The organism is Chondrinema litorale, assembly GCF_026250525.1.
Lineage (GTDB): Bacteria > Bacteroidota > Bacteroidia > Cytophagales > Flammeovirgaceae > Chondrinema > Chondrinema litorale.
Window position 1 is genome coordinate 2,346,625 of sequence record NZ_CP111043.1, and the last position, 16,387, is coordinate 2,363,011.

13 protein-coding genes are annotated in these 16,387 nt (G+C 33.2%); 6 read left to right on the forward strand and 7 right to left on the reverse strand.

Going from position 1 to position 16,387, the window contains the following annotated elements:
* The first annotated feature begins 18 nt into the window (after positions 1–18).
* The gene (locus OQ292_RS09655; RefSeq protein WP_348970613.1) at positions 19–2,565 is read left to right on the forward strand and encodes an ABC transporter permease; all 2,547 of its coding nucleotides are present in this window, start codon (positions 19–21) and stop codon (positions 2,563–2,565) included.
* A 34-nt stretch (positions 2,566–2,599) separates the two neighbouring features.
* Positions 2,600–3,220: a nucleotidyltransferase family protein gene (locus OQ292_RS09660; protein ID WP_284685851.1), complete on the forward strand. Its 621-nt coding sequence runs from the start codon at positions 2,600–2,602 to the stop codon at positions 3,218–3,220.
* Here the strand turns inward: OQ292_RS09660 and OQ292_RS09665 are convergent.
* The 3 genes from OQ292_RS09665 to OQ292_RS09675 all read right to left on the reverse strand — a co-directional run bounded on the left by OQ292_RS09665 (position 3,217) and on the right by OQ292_RS09675 (position 5,757).
* Positions 3,217–3,459 carry a hypothetical protein gene (locus OQ292_RS09665; protein ID WP_284685852.1) on the reverse strand — a complete coding sequence of 81 codons (243 nt, stop codon included), beginning with the start codon at positions 3,457–3,459 and terminating at the stop codon, positions 3,217–3,219. The two genes, OQ292_RS09660 and OQ292_RS09665, sit on opposite strands and share 4 nt — an antisense overlap.
* Before the next feature lie 274 nt (positions 3,460–3,733).
* On the reverse strand, positions 3,734–4,954 hold the full coding sequence (locus OQ292_RS09670; protein ID WP_284685853.1) for a LysM peptidoglycan-binding domain-containing protein: 1,221 nt from the start codon (positions 4,952–4,954) through the stop codon (positions 3,734–3,736).
* Positions 4,951–5,757, reverse strand: coding sequence for a DUF4905 domain-containing protein (locus tag OQ292_RS09675; protein ID WP_284685854.1), 807 nt, complete (start codon positions 5,755–5,757; stop codon positions 4,951–4,953). The genes OQ292_RS09670 and OQ292_RS09675 overlap by 4 nt, the downstream gene beginning before the upstream one ends.
* Before the next feature lie 227 nt (positions 5,758–5,984).
* Here OQ292_RS09675 and OQ292_RS09680 point away from each other — a divergent pair, with 227 nt between their 5' ends.
* The 3 genes from OQ292_RS09680 to OQ292_RS09690 all read left to right on the forward strand — a co-directional run bounded on the left by OQ292_RS09680 (position 5,985) and on the right by OQ292_RS09690 (position 8,987).
* Positions 5,985–7,388 carry an NfeD family protein gene (locus tag OQ292_RS09680; RefSeq protein WP_431733768.1) on the forward strand — a complete coding sequence of 468 codons (1,404 nt, stop codon included), beginning with the start codon at positions 5,985–5,987 and terminating at the stop codon, positions 7,386–7,388.
* Between the two features lie 60 nt (positions 7,389–7,448).
* On the forward strand, positions 7,449–7,907 hold the full coding sequence (locus tag OQ292_RS09685) for an HAD family hydrolase (protein ID WP_284685856.1): 459 nt from the start codon (positions 7,449–7,451) through the stop codon (positions 7,905–7,907).
* Between the two features lie 219 nt (positions 7,908–8,126).
* On the forward strand, positions 8,127–8,987 hold the full coding sequence (locus tag OQ292_RS09690) for a metallophosphoesterase (protein ID WP_284685857.1): 861 nt from the start codon (positions 8,127–8,129) through the stop codon (positions 8,985–8,987).
* A 22-nt stretch (positions 8,988–9,009) separates the two neighbouring features.
* On the opposite strand, the gene OQ292_RS09695 is transcribed toward OQ292_RS09690, so the two are convergent.
* From OQ292_RS09695 to OQ292_RS09705, 3 genes are all read right to left on the reverse strand, one after another.
* Entirely contained in the window at positions 9,010–9,498 is a 489-nt protein-coding gene (locus OQ292_RS09695; protein ID WP_284685858.1) for a GNAT family N-acetyltransferase, read from the reverse strand.
* A gap of 194 nt (positions 9,499–9,692) precedes the next feature.
* Positions 9,693–12,104: an ABC transporter permease gene (locus OQ292_RS09700; protein WP_284685859.1), complete on the reverse strand. Its 2,412-nt coding sequence runs from the start codon at positions 12,102–12,104 to the stop codon at positions 9,693–9,695.
* Positions 12,105–12,145: 41 nt separating this feature from the next.
* Entirely contained in the window at positions 12,146–12,553 is a 408-nt protein-coding gene (locus OQ292_RS09705; protein WP_284685860.1) for a GNAT family N-acetyltransferase, read from the reverse strand.
* 404 nt (positions 12,554–12,957) lie between these two features.
* Between OQ292_RS09705 and OQ292_RS09710 the strand changes: the two genes are divergently transcribed.
* A complete protein-coding gene (locus tag OQ292_RS09710; protein ID WP_284685861.1) occupies positions 12,958–13,938 on the forward strand; it encodes a glycoside hydrolase family 43 protein in 981 nt (326 codons plus the stop codon).
* A gap of 55 nt (positions 13,939–13,993) precedes the next feature.
* Here OQ292_RS09710 and OQ292_RS09715 read toward each other — a convergent pair whose 3' ends face one another.
* Positions 13,994–16,267, reverse strand: coding sequence for a DPP IV N-terminal domain-containing protein (locus OQ292_RS09715; protein WP_284685862.1), 2,274 nt, complete (start codon positions 16,265–16,267; stop codon positions 13,994–13,996).
* Positions 16,268–16,387: the final 120 nt, after the last annotated feature.

A 16,387-nucleotide genomic window follows, 5' to 3' on the forward strand; every position in this document is an offset into this window, starting at 1 on the left:
TATTAACCTACACTCATCTTGAAAAAAGAAGATAATAAATACAGACTGAATTGGCTGCTGTTAATGGCATGGCGCGATAGCAGAAAAAGCAGAGGCAAACTCATGCTTTTTATTTCGTCCATTACTTTAGGTATTGCAGCACTTGTTGCCATAAATTCTTTCAGAGATAATTTGCTAGCAGAAATAGATAATCAAGCAAAAAGTTTGATAGGGGCTGATATTGCTGTTTATAATCGTTCAGAAATTAGCGACACAGCCTTTACTTATTTTGATACAATGAGTGTAGCAGCTGCCAAAGAAACCAGATTTGCTTCGATGTGTTATTTTCCAAAAAATGAAGGTACACGTTTGGTGCAAATAAAAGCTTTAGAAGGTGATTTCCCTTTCTATGGAAATTTCGAAACAGAACCAATTGAAGCGGCAGATAACTTTCGTTCAGGTAAAAATGCGCTTGTAGATAATACGCTGCTTATTCAATACAATGCACAACCAGGTGATTCTATCAAAATCGGTAACATAAATTTTCTTATTCAAGGTAGGTTGCTAAAAGCTCCCGGGCAAATTGGATTGAGTTCTACCATCGCACCAACAGTTTATATTCCTGCTCAATACCTTGATGCGACCGGATTGATTAAAAAAGGTAGTAGAATTAATTATTCTTTCTATTACAAATTAAGAGATGGACTAAATGCGGATCAGGTTATTGAAGACGCCAAACCTTTACTAAAACAAGAATCTCTTAGAGCAGACTCAGTAAACGAAAGAAAAGAGCAAGTAGGCGAGACCTTTTCAGATTTAACTAAATTCTTAAACTTAGTTGGTTTTGTTGCTCTTTTACTAGGTAGTGTCGGTGTGGCAAGTGCTGTGCATATATATGTAAAAGAAAAACTGGCTTCAGTTGCTGTTTTTAGATGCTTAGGTATGAGCGGAATTCAAGCTTTTCTCATCTTTCTATTTCAAGTTGGATTTATGGGAATAATCGGAGCTGTTGTCGGAACAGTCTTAGGAGCTTCAGTACAGATATTATTACCTGAAATAATGAAAGATTTCCTTCCAGTGGAAGTAAGTTATTCTGTTTCGTACTTTGCTATTTTGCAGGGTGTTACAACAGGTATTTTAGTATCTATTATTTTTGCAATAATTCCATTGCTTGGCATTAGAAAAACTTCTCCACTAAGAGTGTTGAGAGAAGATACTCAAAGTGATGACCAAGGAACTGATCCATATAAAATAGCTGCCTATGCAGCTATTGTGCTTTTTATTTTCTTTTTCTCTTGGATTCAAGTAAAAAACTTAATGGAAGCACTGATGTTTATGGGTTTGCTCACTGTATTATTCCTAGTACTTACCGGAGTTGCCTATTTTGTAATGTGGTTAGTGAAAAAGTATTTTCCAGTTTCTTGGGGATACATTTGGCGACAAGGAATTGCTAACTTATACAGACCGCATAACCAGACATTGATATTAATTATTACTATCGGTTTAGGTACTGCATTAATTGCTACACTATTCTTTATACAGGGAATTTTACTTGACAAAGTTTCACTTTCTGCAAGTGAAAATCAGCCTAATCTGGTTTTATTCGATATACAAACTCCTCAAAAAGAAGAAATACACAAATTGGTAAAATCGTTTGATCTACCACTTATTCAGAAAGTGCCAATTGTAAATATGAGGGTTTCTGAAATGAACGGAATGAATCGCTATCAAAATCAACAAGATACAACTTCCGAAACTCCTGAGTGGGTTTTTAACAGAGAATACAGGGTAACTTATCGCGATACACTGATCGATTCTGAATCTGTTACCGAAGGAGTGTGGCATGGTGAGAAAGCTGCAAGTGACACCATATTTATTTCTTTAGATGAAGGTTTTGCCAGAAGAATGGGGGTTAAAATCGGTGATGAATTGGTGTTTAATGTACAAGGAACTCCTATGAAAACAGTAGTTTCAAGTTTGAGAGATATAGACTGGAATAGAGTACAAACCAACTTTTTGGTTGTTTTTCCAAGTGGTATTTTGGAAGAAGCACCACAATTTCATGTAGTAATTACTAGAGTTAAATCGGACGAGCAATCTGCAGAATTGCAGCAAGCTTTGGTGCAGAAATATCCGAATGTTTCAGCAATCGACTTGGGATTAATTCTTAAAACACTAGATGATGTGCTCGACAAAGCTTCATTTGTAATTAGGTTTATGGCGCTATTTAGTATTGTAACAGGTTTGGTAGTTTTAATTGGTTCGTTGATTATTAGCAAATATCAAAGAATTCATGAGAGTGTGTTATTAAGAACACTTGGAGCCAAAAAGCAACAAATTCTTAAAATTAATGCTATTGAATATGCCATACTTGGTACTTTGGCTTCTGTTTCAGGTATTTTGCTAGCACTACTAAGTAGTTGGATTATCGCTTTCTTTAACTTCGAAACTACTTTCTATCCTGATCTTAAATATGTGTTTTTATTAATTATAGCTATTTCACTGGCAACACTTAGTCTTGGTTTATTAAACTACAGAGGTATTCTAAATAAATCTCCTTTAGAAATTCTTAGGTCAGAAAGTTAAATTTTCAGCAAATACTTAGCAGAGCCAGAATATAATGGATATTGATTTTTCAAGAATAGGAGCAGTGATTTTAGCTGCCGGAGGTTCAAGCAGGTTGGGTTTTCCAAAGCAGTTATTAGAGCTAAAGCAGAAAACCCTAGTTGCTAGATCTTGCGAAACTATTTTGGAAACCGGCATCGAAAATCTAATTGTAGTTACTGGTGCTTATGAAGATGATATAAAAAAAAGTATTTCTTCATACCATGTAAAAATTGCACATAATCCAGATTGGGAAACAGGAATGGCTTCTTCTATTAAAAAGGGAATTAATGAGTTATTAAAGTCGAATTTTAATATTGAAGCTGTTTTAATATGTCTTTGTGATCAGCCCTTTTTAGACACACATCATATTAAAGAAGTTATAAAGAGCTATTATAAAACCGGAAAACCTATAATTGCTAGTTACTATAATGATTTGGAGAGCGTTCCGGCTTTATTTAATCACTCACTTTTTGAAAGTTTGCTAGAATTAAAAGGGCAGGAAGGTGCCAGAAAAATTATCAGAAAACAACCTTCCTTAGTTGTGAATGTTCCATTTTCCAAAGGTGTTTATGATGTAGACACACCAGAAGCATGGGAGAATATAAAAACACTTTTTTTAAATAATGATGATTAGTGTCTTATTCCGCAAACTTTACAGTATTTCTGCTTACCAACTGGGCGTTTTTTAGGAGGTTTTTTATGCCCAAAATATAATGGATCGGTATATCTTGGATCATCTTTCATTGCAGCTTCTTTTCTTAACTGCCTTTTTGTTTTGGGCTTAAATTTTCTAGTTGTATTGTTATCAAATTTCACCCCTTTATTAGAAGGTGATGCAGAATAATTGTTTGAGCGAGAGTTTGCATACTGCATGTTATTTTTTTTTGAACAAGCAGAAAACCAAATCAAACTGAGAAGTAGTAGGGATATCCTCAAAAAATTTACATTAAACTTAAACATGGATATTTGGATTTTAATTTGTCAATGAGTCAGTTAAAGTATTATTGTAAAGCTGTAGGATAGGCAAAAAGATTCTAATGTAAAAAATTACTTGAAATCGAACCAAAACTATGCCTGAAAACTAAATAGGATTCAGGCATAGTTGCTTTATGTTAATTCTTTATGAGCTTAAAAGTAACTGATATGCTTATTTATTATACTCTAAAACTACTGGAAATTGATTGTTGAGTACTCCTATTCTTTGGCAAGCAGCACTCGAAAGCATAATTACAACTTGGCTATTTGCTGCATCAGCTGGTAATTTACCAATAATTTTTACAGCAGTAGTTCTTCCATTACTTGGGTTTGTTACTTTTATATATGTTCCGTATTCGGCAGTTTTATGCAATCCAACTACTTGATTTGCAGAAGCGTCATTCCCCGAAATCTTCATTCCAATACCTTCTTCTCTGGCATTTTGTGGTATGTTGCTTAGGTTAACTTCAGGAGTAAGAGAATTTAAATTTCCGGTTCCTTGTGAGTTAGCCAACTGACTATTACCAGCATCGATTGTACTAGCTTTATATCCGTTTACATCTGCAATATCTGCACCTGTAGAAAGTATTAAGTTTCCTTTAGAGTCAAAATAGTTATACCCTACAATCACTTGCTGGTTTAATGTAATATTATCAGCAGGCTCCATGTAATTCCATGTTCTTACACTATCCAGGTTTACATTTAAGTTTCTACCTAATGCAAAAAGATATTCACCTTCTAGAGCAGTATGTACTTTAGGTACCCTTGTTAAAGCACTAGCCGGGTTCATAGAAGCATTGGCATTTTCGGTACTTACTACTGGCATGGTGTTATTTGGTTGAGCGTTATTCGTATTATTTTGCTGATTAGTGTTTTGTTGCTCTACAGCTTGCTGATTAAATGTGTTATCCTGAGTTTTAGCTTGTAATGCCTCAGAAGGTATTTCCACAATTAATTGTTGTCCCTCATTAAGTGTTTCACTTTCTAACTGGTTAAGCTCCTTCAATCTTTTTACATCCATCTTAAAGTCTCGGGCAACTTTATATAAATAGTCGCCAGCCTTAACTGTATAAAGTCGCTTTACCAAACCTGTATCGCTATCATCTTGGGTTGTTACAACAGGATTCTTTTTTATTAAAGGAACCATTAATATAGAACCAGTCTTAATTTTATCATCTACATTGCTGTTGGCTTCTCTTACTTGGGTTATAGTAACGCCATATCGATTTGCAATCGTAGTAAGGTTGTCACCCTGATCAACTTTATGAAGAATATAAGTTCTGTTATTAATTACTTTAATTCCGATAGAATCAGATGCATTTGTAAACTCAGAGGTTCCATATGCATTTGAAAGTGTTAGCGCAGTTATAAATAAAATCAAAAAATGCCTCATAGTGTTGATGTTAAGTTTATGGTGCTAATTTCCCTTTTGTCTTTAATATAAATTAGTTTTTCTTCGGCTATAAAAAATGACTCAGAAGCAATTCCATTAAGATCATTACCGAGTTGATCTTCAAACAGAACTTTTCCCATCTTATTTAAAATAATAATATAATTATTTAGTGCCTTATTTTCAGTATTTTGATAATACGCAATGATAATATAAGAGTTCCATTCCAAATAATCACATGCTTTTATAATACTAATCCCTTTTTTATTATGCATAAATGCATTTACAGTATTAAAATAGTCACTTCCTTCTTCATATTGCAAAGGAAACTCGATATGACTGTCAAATAAATCGATTGAACTAAGATCTATACTGTTTTCAAGGCTTTCTCCAGTAAATTCATTGATACAAATATTTTGGAAATCGTCATCAATGTATTCCTTTAATAATACATATTCATCAGTAACAGCTTCAAAAATGGTGTTTTCTAAATACCATCCCATTTCTTTAGTTTCTAATGAAATGCTAAATACTGCTTTAGCTTCCGGAATTTGCCCATCAGTAAATTCAGTAAAAAATAGGTTTTCATTACTCATACCAGAAATACTAATAGACCAAGTGTCTTCAAAAGCCAAGTCGTCCCATATAATTTCCTGTTTATTTAAATCAATACAAACAAATGCTGTATATAATTCTGCAGGGTTTCTCAACTCAATAACTAGTAGGTTGTCGTTTTTGGCTTTAATTATTTTCCAGACCAAATAGTTATCTTCAAATAAAAAACTTTTCTTTTCGAGGTGATTCAATACGACAAAAATTTTGTTCCACTTACAAAAACAATCAAAAGTATGTAACTTTTAAGTGCCCAAACCTACTAACCTAGTAGCATAGGATAAATATAAAGCTTTAAAAAGCAGTAATTAAATGCAATAGTATAAAGGCAGTGCATTAATATTATATATTGGTAAAGTAATATTTTATGTTTGCCCTTGCTTAAATGAACAAGTTAATAAACCTTATAGTGCAATATACCATGAAGTGTTATACAAACAAGTATTCTTGCAGTAACAAAAAAATATACTTTTTGTGTATTGTAGCCTTATCACAGTTAATAGCAATTGTAGCACAGGCACAAAGTAAAGTAAAGAAAGTGTTTGTGATGGAAATTCGAGATGAGATTGACCCTCGAATGAGCAGATATGTAGATTTAGCTTTGGAGGAAGCTCGAAACGAAAAAGCAGATTATTTATTAATTAATATGGATACTTACGGTGGAGCTGTAAATGCTGCAGACCATATTAGGTCGGTAATTTTAGAGTTCGAAAAACCTGTTTTTGTATTTATCAATAAGAATGCAGCATCGGCAGGAGCACTTATTTCCATTGCTTGTGATAGCATTTACATGGAAAAGGGGGCGGTTATCGGTGCTGTAACTGTAGTAAATGGGGGAGATGGCTCTAAAGCACCAGACAAATATCAGTCACACATGCGCTCTATAATGCGTTCTACCGCAGAAGCAAACAATAGAAATCCATTAATTGCAGAGGCAATGGTAGACGAAAACTTGGAAGTTGAAGGAATATCGTCAGCAGGGCAGGTAATCACTTTTACAGCAACTGAAGCCATTCAACATGACTTTTGCAATGGCATGGCAGAAGATATTGATGAAGTATTACAAAAAGCAGATATTGGAGAATATGAAGTGATTAATTACGAATTAGGAACTTCAGAGCAGATTATAGCATTGTTTCTCAATCCATTTATTAGTGGCATTCTTATTTTAATTATGCTTGGCGGGATTTATTTCGAGCTTCAGACTCCAGGAGTTGGTTTCCCAATCTTAGCTGCCATTATTGCTGCGGTTCTATATTTTACACCATATTATTTAAATGGTTTGGCAGAAAAGTGGGAGCTAATTGTATTTATAGTAGGTATCATATTAATAGGAGCAGAAATATTTGTTATTCCTGGTTTTGGTGTAGCAGGTATTTCGGGTATAATTCTCACATTAGGAGCCTTAGCACTTATGATGATCGATAACAATAATTTCGATTTCACATTTGTAAATACAGGTGCTTTAAGAAATGCTCTTATCGCTACTCTTAGTGGTGCCATTGGTGCTATAATTTTAATGTTTTTTGGTGCCTCTCAAATGGCAGATAGTGCGATTTTTAAAAGAGTAGCTTTACAAGAGACCTTAGACACAAAAGATGGGTACACATCCAGTATTCATGAAATTGATATGATAGGTTTAACAGGAGTTGCCCATACTGTTTTAAGGCCAAGTGGTAAAGTAATGATCGAAGATCAAATGTATGATGCATCTACAAGAGGCGATTTTATTAATAAAGGCGAAGAAGTAATTGTAATTGCAGATTCAGGATCGTCCCTTAAAGTGAAAAAATTTGAACCACCACAACTAGACGAAATAGTTTAAAAAACCTTAAAGAGACTTATTAGTCTCTTTTTTTGTGGGATATTTTGAAAGATGATACACATGAAAATATCTTTCGATTTAGATGATACACTTATTCCTGCAAACAAAGATGAGTTTCCAACAGAAGTTAGATCGTTTATTCAAAAACTTTTTGGAGTTGAGTTGATTAGAAAAGATACCATCAGTCTGTTGAAAAAACTTAAAGCCCAAGGCCATAAAATTGGTGTTTATACTACCTCATATAGAAGTAAAAGTAAAATTTGGTTTCAGTTTTATTCTTATGGTTTTCAACTAGATTTTATCATTAATGAAAAATTGAATAGAAAGGAGATTTCAAAAGCAAAAGTTTATGCCACAAAGTATCCTCCAGCTTTTGGTATAGACGTTCATATAGATGACTCTGAAGGTGTAGGAATAGAAGGCGAAAAATATCAGTTTAACGCAATTATTATAGAAAAGGATGATACAAACTGGTGTAGTAAATTGGAGAACAAAATAAGTAATTTTAATTATTTGTGAATTTCGGATTACATGAAACTCTAATCGCTCATAAGTGTTAAAAGTATTTAAAAAAGGGATTTTAAATAATCTCCATAGTAAATTTGAAATATAGTTTACTTCCGCAGTAAATATGAATTAATAATCAGGTTCATCATCCACATTATCTAAGTATAACTCCATTTTCGGAGCTACTAAATCATCACAAACATATTTTCTAGAATTTAAAAAGATAGTCCATTGAAAAGAAGATCTTTTATAAAGAATTTTACTGGTTTAGGCTTAGTAGGATTAACTACTGGTTTTTATACATTTAGCATTGAGCCCTATTGGGTTGAATATGTCAAGCTTCCTATGCCTATACGGAATCTGCCAGATAATTTGGTAGGAAAAAAAATAGTACAAATTAGTGATATACACATTGGCGACGAGTTCGACTGGAATTACATCATCAGTTCATTTAAGCAAGTAAAAAAGATGAAACCCGATTATGTGGTTTATACTGGTGATTTTGTTTCTTACAGAACTTCCAAGCAAATTGATCAACTTAATAGAGTTTTTGAATATGTGGCTAAGGGTGAATTAGGTACTTTTGGTATTCTAGGCAACCACGATTATGGCCATAGATATAAAGAGTCATTTGTTGCTGTTCAGGTAACTACTGCTTTGGAAAATGCGGGTGTTAAAGTACTAAGAAATAGCCAAGCAAAAGCTAGTGGATTAAATATTATAGGTATTGATGATTTTTGGGGTACAAATTTTTATCCTGATAAAGTTATGAATAAGATATGCCATGATGAAGCTAACTTGGTTTTATGCCATAACCCCGATGTAGCCGATTTGCCAGTTTGGAATGGATACAAAGGTTGGATTCTATCTGGGCATACACATGGTGGGCAATGCAAACCGCCATTTTTACCACCTCCAGTTTTACCTGTGCAAAATAGGGAATATGTAGCTGGAAAATATGATTTAAATGATGGTAGGTATATGTATATCAACAGAGCATTGGGTTGCTCATATCCTGTAAGGTTTAATGTAAGGCCAGAAATAACGGTATTTACTTTAGAAAAAGAAGAAATAGAAACAAAAGAAGCCTGAGTCTTACTCAGGCTTTTTCTTTTTAGTTTAATTTTTTTTCAAAATAGCGAGCACCTTCAATCGGATTGTATCTGTAAGAGCCTATCTCAGTAAAACCAGCTTGAGTATACAGCTTAATCGCTGTTTGCATACTCGCGATAGTATCTAATCTTATAAATGCATAGTTAAGTTCTTTGGCTACTTCTATAGCTTTTTCAAGTAAAGCTTTCCCAATACCTAAACCTCTGCCTTCTTTCTTAATAAACATGCGTTTTAGTTCGCAAATGTTGTTTTCAAACCTTCTTATTCCAGCACATCCAATAATTATATTTTGATTATTCTTTACCAATAAAAGACAACCATTTGGTCTACCATACATAGTGTTTAAGTTGTGTAACTCTTTATCAAAATTTTGAAAACTCAAATCAAAACCTAGTTCACTTGCATATTCTTTAAAGAGTTTAATAGCTGACTGGTAATGTATATTATTATCTGCTTCAATTATTTCAAATTCGGTATTTGCAAGCTTCATTTTGAATAAAAACGCTAATATTAAAAAAGTGAAAAAAAGTTATCAACATTTGTCTGTTGGTAGTGTTGATAACTTTCTTGAGTGTTGATAACTCTCTTATGAATGTGCCTTTTTATTGATTTTGAGCCTTGTAGTGCTCATTTTTTGTGTGTTGATAACTTTCGAAAAATGTTGATAAGTATTGATGGCTTTTATTAATAATCCCTTAAAAGTTCAACTGGCCTTAAATTTATACCTTTTATCAAGTTAATTATAATTCCTGCAATAGATGCTAATATTAGTATCATTCCTGAAAAAACAAATAACAACCAGTTGATCTCTATCTTATATGTAAACTGCTCGAGCCATAAATTACTTTGAAACCATGAGAATGGCATTGATAATAAAAAAGTAATTATTACCATCATAAATAGCTCTTTAAATAGGAGAGTAGAAATAGAGAAACTTCCTGCGCCAAGTACTTTCCTTATACCTATTTCCTTTGTCCTTTGCACAAGAAAAAGACTAGAAACTGCATAAAGCCCAATGCTTGCAAGAATGATAGATATGATGCAGAAAAGATAAGTTATTTTCCCAATTGTTCTTTCTTGTTGAAAGAACTTGTCGAATTCTTCATCTAGAAATTTATGTTCGAAACTAGTTGAAGAGTTAAATTTTTTGCAAGTGTTGATAACCTGTGCTAATCCCTCTTTGTTGTTTATTTCTGCTAAAATACTCTTTGGCGAAGTACCAAATTGATTGTTGTTATAAATCAACAAAGGTTTAATGTTTTGATGAATCCCTTCGTAATGGAAATCTTTAACTACATCAATAATCTTAAATTGATAATCGAAGGCATAAACTATTTTTCCAATGGCTTTTTCTGTAGAAAGTAAGCCCATTTTTTTTACAAAAGATTCATTTACATAAGCTTGCGCGTAGATGGAACCATCGTAATAGTTTGGGAGATTCGTAAATTTGTTTCCGTTTACTAACTCAATATCTAGTAAAGAAGTAAAGTTTTCGTCTACTTCAAATAGATTGAAGTTAGCTTCTATTTTTTCTTCATCAGTTAACAGCCAACCATATTGGTAATTTATATTTCTATTACCCGGATATGCATTTTGAGCGACAACAGAAATTTTCTTAACTGAATTTAATTGATTGAGTTCTGATTTTAATACCTGAGTTTTACTATCATTTAGGCTTAACTCTGGTATATTGATAACCAATACTTGATTTGAGTTGAAACCAAGGTTCTTGTTTTCTAGAAATTGAATTTGTTGAAAGACAGTGAGGGTGAAGAATATCATAATTGCAGTACAGAAAAACTGAATACCCATTAATCCTCTTCTAAGATTATTATTTCCTTTTATGCTAATAACTCCAGTTAAGCCTTTTTTTGGTTTAATGTTTACCAGATACACAACTGGGTATAATAGCGAAACAGCAATTGTTATTAGTAACAGTATGGCAATTACAAACAGAATTTCTGCTTGTAAAAGAGACTTTATAGAAATGGCATTATTAGTAAGCTCATTTACAAAAGGGGCAAAATAACTATAAAGAATTATTGAAATTGAAATCACTAAAGCCGAAATAATTGACATTTCCAATGTGGTCTTTAATAAAATCCATCTTCTACTGGCACCAAAGTATTTTCTAATGCTTATATCTTTTATTCTTTCTGTGTAATAAGAAGCAGTATAATTTCCATAGTTAAAAACTATAATAAGGAAAATTACAAGACCTAAAATTTTTAAAATATTGATGTAAGCAAGATTGCCTTTGGGAGTGTCTGAAAGTAAAGGTTTTTCGAAGTGTATGTTAGATAAAGCTTGTGGGAAAATCTGTATTTTGCTGTTGAGCTCATAATCTCTCATCACAAATGCATCAGTTTTTTCTTTAACAATTTCATCAAGTCTTACTTGAAAACTTTCTATGCTAAAATTGTTTTTGAATAACACATAAGTAAAACCATCAATATTTCCCCAGTCATTATTTAAATCACTAAAATCATAAGATAGTAAAGCTTCATAATATAAATCAGATGCTTTTGGTAGGTCTTTTATTATACCTGTAACCTTATAAGTAGTATTATCTATAGTGAGCGATTTATTTAATGGATTGTGTTCTCCAAAATATTTTTTGGCTAAAGCTTCTGTAAGTACAATACTTCTAGGCTCACTCAGTGCCTGTTTGGGGTTTCCAATGATGAATTTATGATCAAAAACCTTAAATATTTCAGGCTCAGTTCTATAAATGTAATCACCTTTAAATACAGGATTTTTCCCAGATTGATAATTAACTTGTACATCTCCTTTGTAAGGATAGATGCGTGCTGCTTTTTCAACTTCAGGAAAATCAGTATTGAGTAATGGTGCTAATCCCGGAAAGTTATCGGCAGTATGAACATCACTACCTGAGTTTGTAGTCATATTCAATGCCATTCTATAAATTCGATTTTTGTTTTTTTGATGTTGATCAAAGCTGAGTTCGTGCTTAAGATACACAGCAATGAGCAACACACAGGTAATTCCAGCACTAAGTCCGGTTAAGTTTATAATAGTATTAACTGATCGCTTTCTTAAACTTCTCAGAAATATTAGCAAATCAAATTTTATCATCTTATTTATAAGTGAGTAAGTAGTCTGTTATCCATTTCTTTTCATTTTAAGTTGTTAATATCATCTAGAAAAAAGCAGTATTCATGTCTTGAGAACCCAATTTTTGGATAATAACTAATTGCAGCAGGAGCTGAAAGTATAATTAGTTTAGCATTTGGAGCAGCCATTTTTACCTGTCTTATCAGTTCTGTTCCTACTCCATTTCTTTGATAATTTTCATCAACTGCTAAATCAGAAAGATATGTGCAATAAGAAAAATCGGTGAGTGCCCTTGCCACTCCAATTAATTTTTCATTTAATCGTGCAGTTACTACGAGATTGCCGTGTTCAAGCATTTTCTCTAATCTAGCCATGTCGTTTACAGGCCTTCGAGTACCCAAGTTAGAATTAACCAACACAGCTTTAAACTCTCCAGCACTTAAATCATTCTCAATTGTATAGTTTATCATGTATTCGAGGTTTTGGTAAAGAATTTTATGTTAGTTAGTTGATAATTGAAGAATGAATAGATAATCACTGTTTCTTAAAATTTACACAAAAAATATTTGAATTGTGCTATAAGAGAAACAGAAAATTAAAAAAAACTATAAAATTTTTTGAGATTGATTGCTAGCTGAAAATTGGATTAACATGCAGCATGGCTAGGTGATTTTAATACTTGAAACATAATCAAATAATTACTATTGTGCACTTTATTATTTGATATGTAAAGGGCCATACCCAATAAGTGAATTTACAAAATACTCAGCTTATATCAAGTAGATTAGGCGATTTTGAAACACTTAAACAAAGTAATTTATTAAGTTTGTTAGGCTGTATCAATAGATTATAAACTTAACAATACTTCCTGAAAATGATAAGAGACTTAGTTCAATCCCGCCTCACACAAATTTCTTTTCTATGCTTTTTAATAACCATACTTTCTAATGCTTGTAAGCAAGAGCATAAAGAAGAAGAACCAGAAGTGTACATGTTTTCCTTTTTTCAAAATAATGGAGAAGATGGATTGCATTTAGCTTACAGTGAAGATGGTTACAATTGGACTGTTTTGAATAATAATGAATCATATTTAACCCCAACAGTTAGCCAAGATAAGTTGATGCGTGACCCTTGTATTATAAAAGGAGCTGATGGAAAATTCCATATGGTTTGGACGGTAAGCTGGCAAGATAAAGGAATTGGTTATGCCAGTTCAGAAGATTTAATTAATTGGTCTGAACAAAAATTTATTCCAGTAATGGCACATGAACCTGAAGCTAGAAACTGCTGGGCTCCAGAGCTTTTTTATGATGAAACATCCAAAGAATACATGATTTACTGGGCAACAACTATTCCCGGAAGATTTGCTGAAACAGATTCAACTGGTGATGATAAATACAATCACCGCATGTATTACACCACTACCAAAGACTTTGATACTTTTTCAGATACTGAATTACTCTACGATAAAGGTTTTAATGTAATTGATGCAACCATACAAAAGATAGATGGCAAGTATGTGATGTTTTTAAAAGACGAAACCAAGTTTCCAGAACCAGAAAAAAATATCAGAATCGTTACAAGTAATGAGTTAACCGGCAATTATTCACAAGCTTCAGAACCGATTTCTGTAAACTGGGTAGAAGGACCAACTTCAATTAAATTACCCGAAGGCTGGGTAGTCTATTTTGATAAATATACGAATCATAACATGGGGGCGATTATCTCAACTGATTTAAAAAACTGGGAAGATATTTCAGATAAAGTCCATTTTCCAGATGGAACCAGACACGGAACTGTGTTTAAAGTGAAGAAAAGCGTATTAGTCAACTTGAAAAAAGCTTCTGATTCTTAAGAATATAATGGAAGAAAAACGGCTTGTTGAAAATCATCAACAAGCCGTTTTTGTGTTACTTCTCTAATTTTTTGTCTTCATAAATCAAATCCCAAGTAGGAGGATCGACATGCAACAAGTGTTTTACAAAGAAGTCTTTCCTTTTTCTTTCGCCATATTCGCCGCCACTGGTGTGGTTATATCCCGGAATTACCACCAATTCAAATTCTTTATTGGATTTAATTAAAGCATCAGCTAATTGCATGGTGCTGGCAGGGTCTACATTATCATCCACTTCACCCAAGATCAACATTAAGTTACCTTGCATCTGGTGTGCATTTACCACATTAGAAGAGGCTGCATAATGAGGGCCGATTTTACCCATCCATTGCTCATTCCACCAGATTTTATCCATGCGATTATCGTGGCAACCACAAGATGAAACAGCTACATCGTAAAAGTCAGAATTGAAAACCAAAGCACCAGTTGAGCTTTGTCCACCAGCAGAAGTACCGAAGATACCCACATTTTCAGCATCCATATAAGGATATTTTTTAGCAGCCGCTTTTATCCACAGTTTTCTATCAGGGAAACCCGCATCTTTCAGGTTTTGGTAACAAACATCGTGAAATGCTTTTGACCTGTTAGACGTCCCCATACCATCTAATTGTACTACGATAAAACCAAGTTCGGCAATGCTGTGCATAGACCATAAATAAGGTCTAAAATCTTTCGGTACAAAAGAGCTATGAGGGCCTGCATAAATGTATTCTATTACAGGATAAGTTTTATTCGGGTCAAAATTGGTGGGTCTTACTATTATTCCCCAAATATCAGTTTCGTTATCTCTGGCTTTGCTTGTAAAAACTTCTGGTGCTTTCCATCCGGTTTTTAGTAAATCGCTAATGTTTGCTTTTTGAAGCTCCATTTCAATTTTTCCATTTTTACTATTTCTCAAAACAGTTGTTGATGGCTCATCTATCTTTGAATACTTATCAACAAACATGGAGTAATCTTCTGAAAACCAAGCTTGGTGGTTGCCATCTTCTTTGGTGAGTTTTACCAAGTTTTTTCCATCAAAACCAATCTTATAATAGTGAATAAAATAAGGGTCTTGGCCTTTATTCATACCACTGGCAGTAAAAATAATTTCTCTTGCTTCATCATCTACATGTACCACATCTCTCACAACCCACTCACCAATAGTAATTTGATTTTTCACAGCACCAGTTTTAGAGTCGAATAGATATAGATGATTCCATCCATCTCTCTCCGAAGCCCAAATTATTTCATTAGTGTTTTCAACATCGTGTCTAAACTTCTTGCCACTATAATCAATAAAAGTATCGCTGTGCTCATGAATGAGTGTACGCGAAGCGCCTTTTTCATCAACCTCAATTACTTTATAATTTTGGTGCCCACGTTGGTTATACTCAAAAGTGAAAGCTTTGCTATCTTCTCGCCATCTTATTGAGCCTAAAGAAAACTGATCTTGAATGCCAGCATCATCTATTTCTACATGCTTCATTTCATCAACCAAAAATAGCTGTGGGCTTTTTTGCGCCACCATATCACCAGGTTTTAAATAGTCTCTGGTATGCAAAACTGGCTGAAGCTGGTGTGTAGGAGAAGACTCTACAAAGTAGATTTTACTGTCTTCGCTAGGTGTGTATTTATAGGCCATTAGCTTTTTGCTATCTGGCGACCATTGCATGTAAGATGAATAAAAACAACCGGCAGTACCATCGTAACTCAACTGAGATTTTTCACCTGTTTTAAGGTTATCTACATACACATTGTGTTCTTCAATGTAAGCTTTCCAGTTATCGTCTGGAGAATTTACAAATTCAAGATCTGTTTCATTTCTGCCTGCTCCCCAATACCTGCGATCACGTTTTTTTTCAACTTTAATCTCAGCAATATCAGTTTCATAATTATCGGAATTGAGGTTTGTACGAATACTGGCAGAATCAATGGTATAACTAATAGCAGATTGTTTTCCATCGATTTGAAAATTCTTTAAATCGAGGTTTTTAGCATCAAAAGGTTTTCCTAATAATTTGGTAAGTTTTTCAGCCACTTTTTCATGGTCGAATGCTAACTTTTGTGTGTTAGTTTCTGCATCAACAATCATGTATTCATGCCCTCCTTTTACGGTATTGATATACCAAAATATTTTATAATCTGGAAGCCACTTTATAGCGTATGGGTCATTATAAGTCTTGTTTCTAAATAATGTGTCAAGTGAAATGGCTCGTTTGTAGTCATCTAATTTTCCTTGTGAATAACCTAATTGTGTTAACAGTAGAAGTGAGCTTGTTAAGTAATAGAGATAGCGGTTTAAAAGCATAATTATATTTTTACTAAAATGAATGTAGTAAATTTAATGCTCAGAAAGTATTACACTTTACAATTAGCAGAATTTTTAAAAATCCCGCTTAAAACAGCATTACATGTAAATTATAAAACA

Coding starts and splice junctions, on each gene's coding strand:
- OQ292_RS09660 (WP_284685851.1), top strand. CDS start 2,600: ATGGATATTGATTTTTCAAGAATAGGAGCAGTGATTTTAGCTGCCGGA.
- OQ292_RS09665 (WP_284685852.1), bottom strand. CDS start 3,459: ATGCAGTATGCAAACTCTCGCTCAAACAATTATTCTGCATCACCTTCT.
- OQ292_RS09670 (WP_284685853.1), bottom strand. CDS start 4,954: ATGAGGCATTTTTTGATTTTATTTATAACTGCGCTAACACTTTCAAAT.
- OQ292_RS09680 (WP_431733768.1), top strand. CDS start 5,985: ATGAAGTGTTATACAAACAAGTATTCTTGCAGTAACAAAAAAATATAC.
- OQ292_RS09685 (WP_284685856.1), top strand. CDS start 7,449: ATGAAAATATCTTTCGATTTAGATGATACACTTATTCCTGCAAACAAA.
- OQ292_RS09695 (WP_284685858.1), bottom strand. CDS start 9,498: ATGAAGCTTGCAAATACCGAATTTGAAATAATTGAAGCAGATAATAAT.
- OQ292_RS09700 (WP_284685859.1), bottom strand. CDS start 12,104: ATGATAAAATTTGATTTGCTAATATTTCTGAGAAGTTTAAGAAAGCGA.
- OQ292_RS09705 (WP_284685860.1), bottom strand. CDS start 12,553: ATGATAAACTATACAATTGAGAATGATTTAAGTGCTGGAGAGTTTAAA.
- OQ292_RS09710 (WP_284685861.1), top strand. CDS start 12,958: ATGATAAGAGACTTAGTTCAATCCCGCCTCACACAAATTTCTTTTCTA.
- OQ292_RS09715 (WP_284685862.1), bottom strand. CDS start 16,267: ATGCTTTTAAACCGCTATCTCTATTACTTAACAAGCTCACTTCTACTG.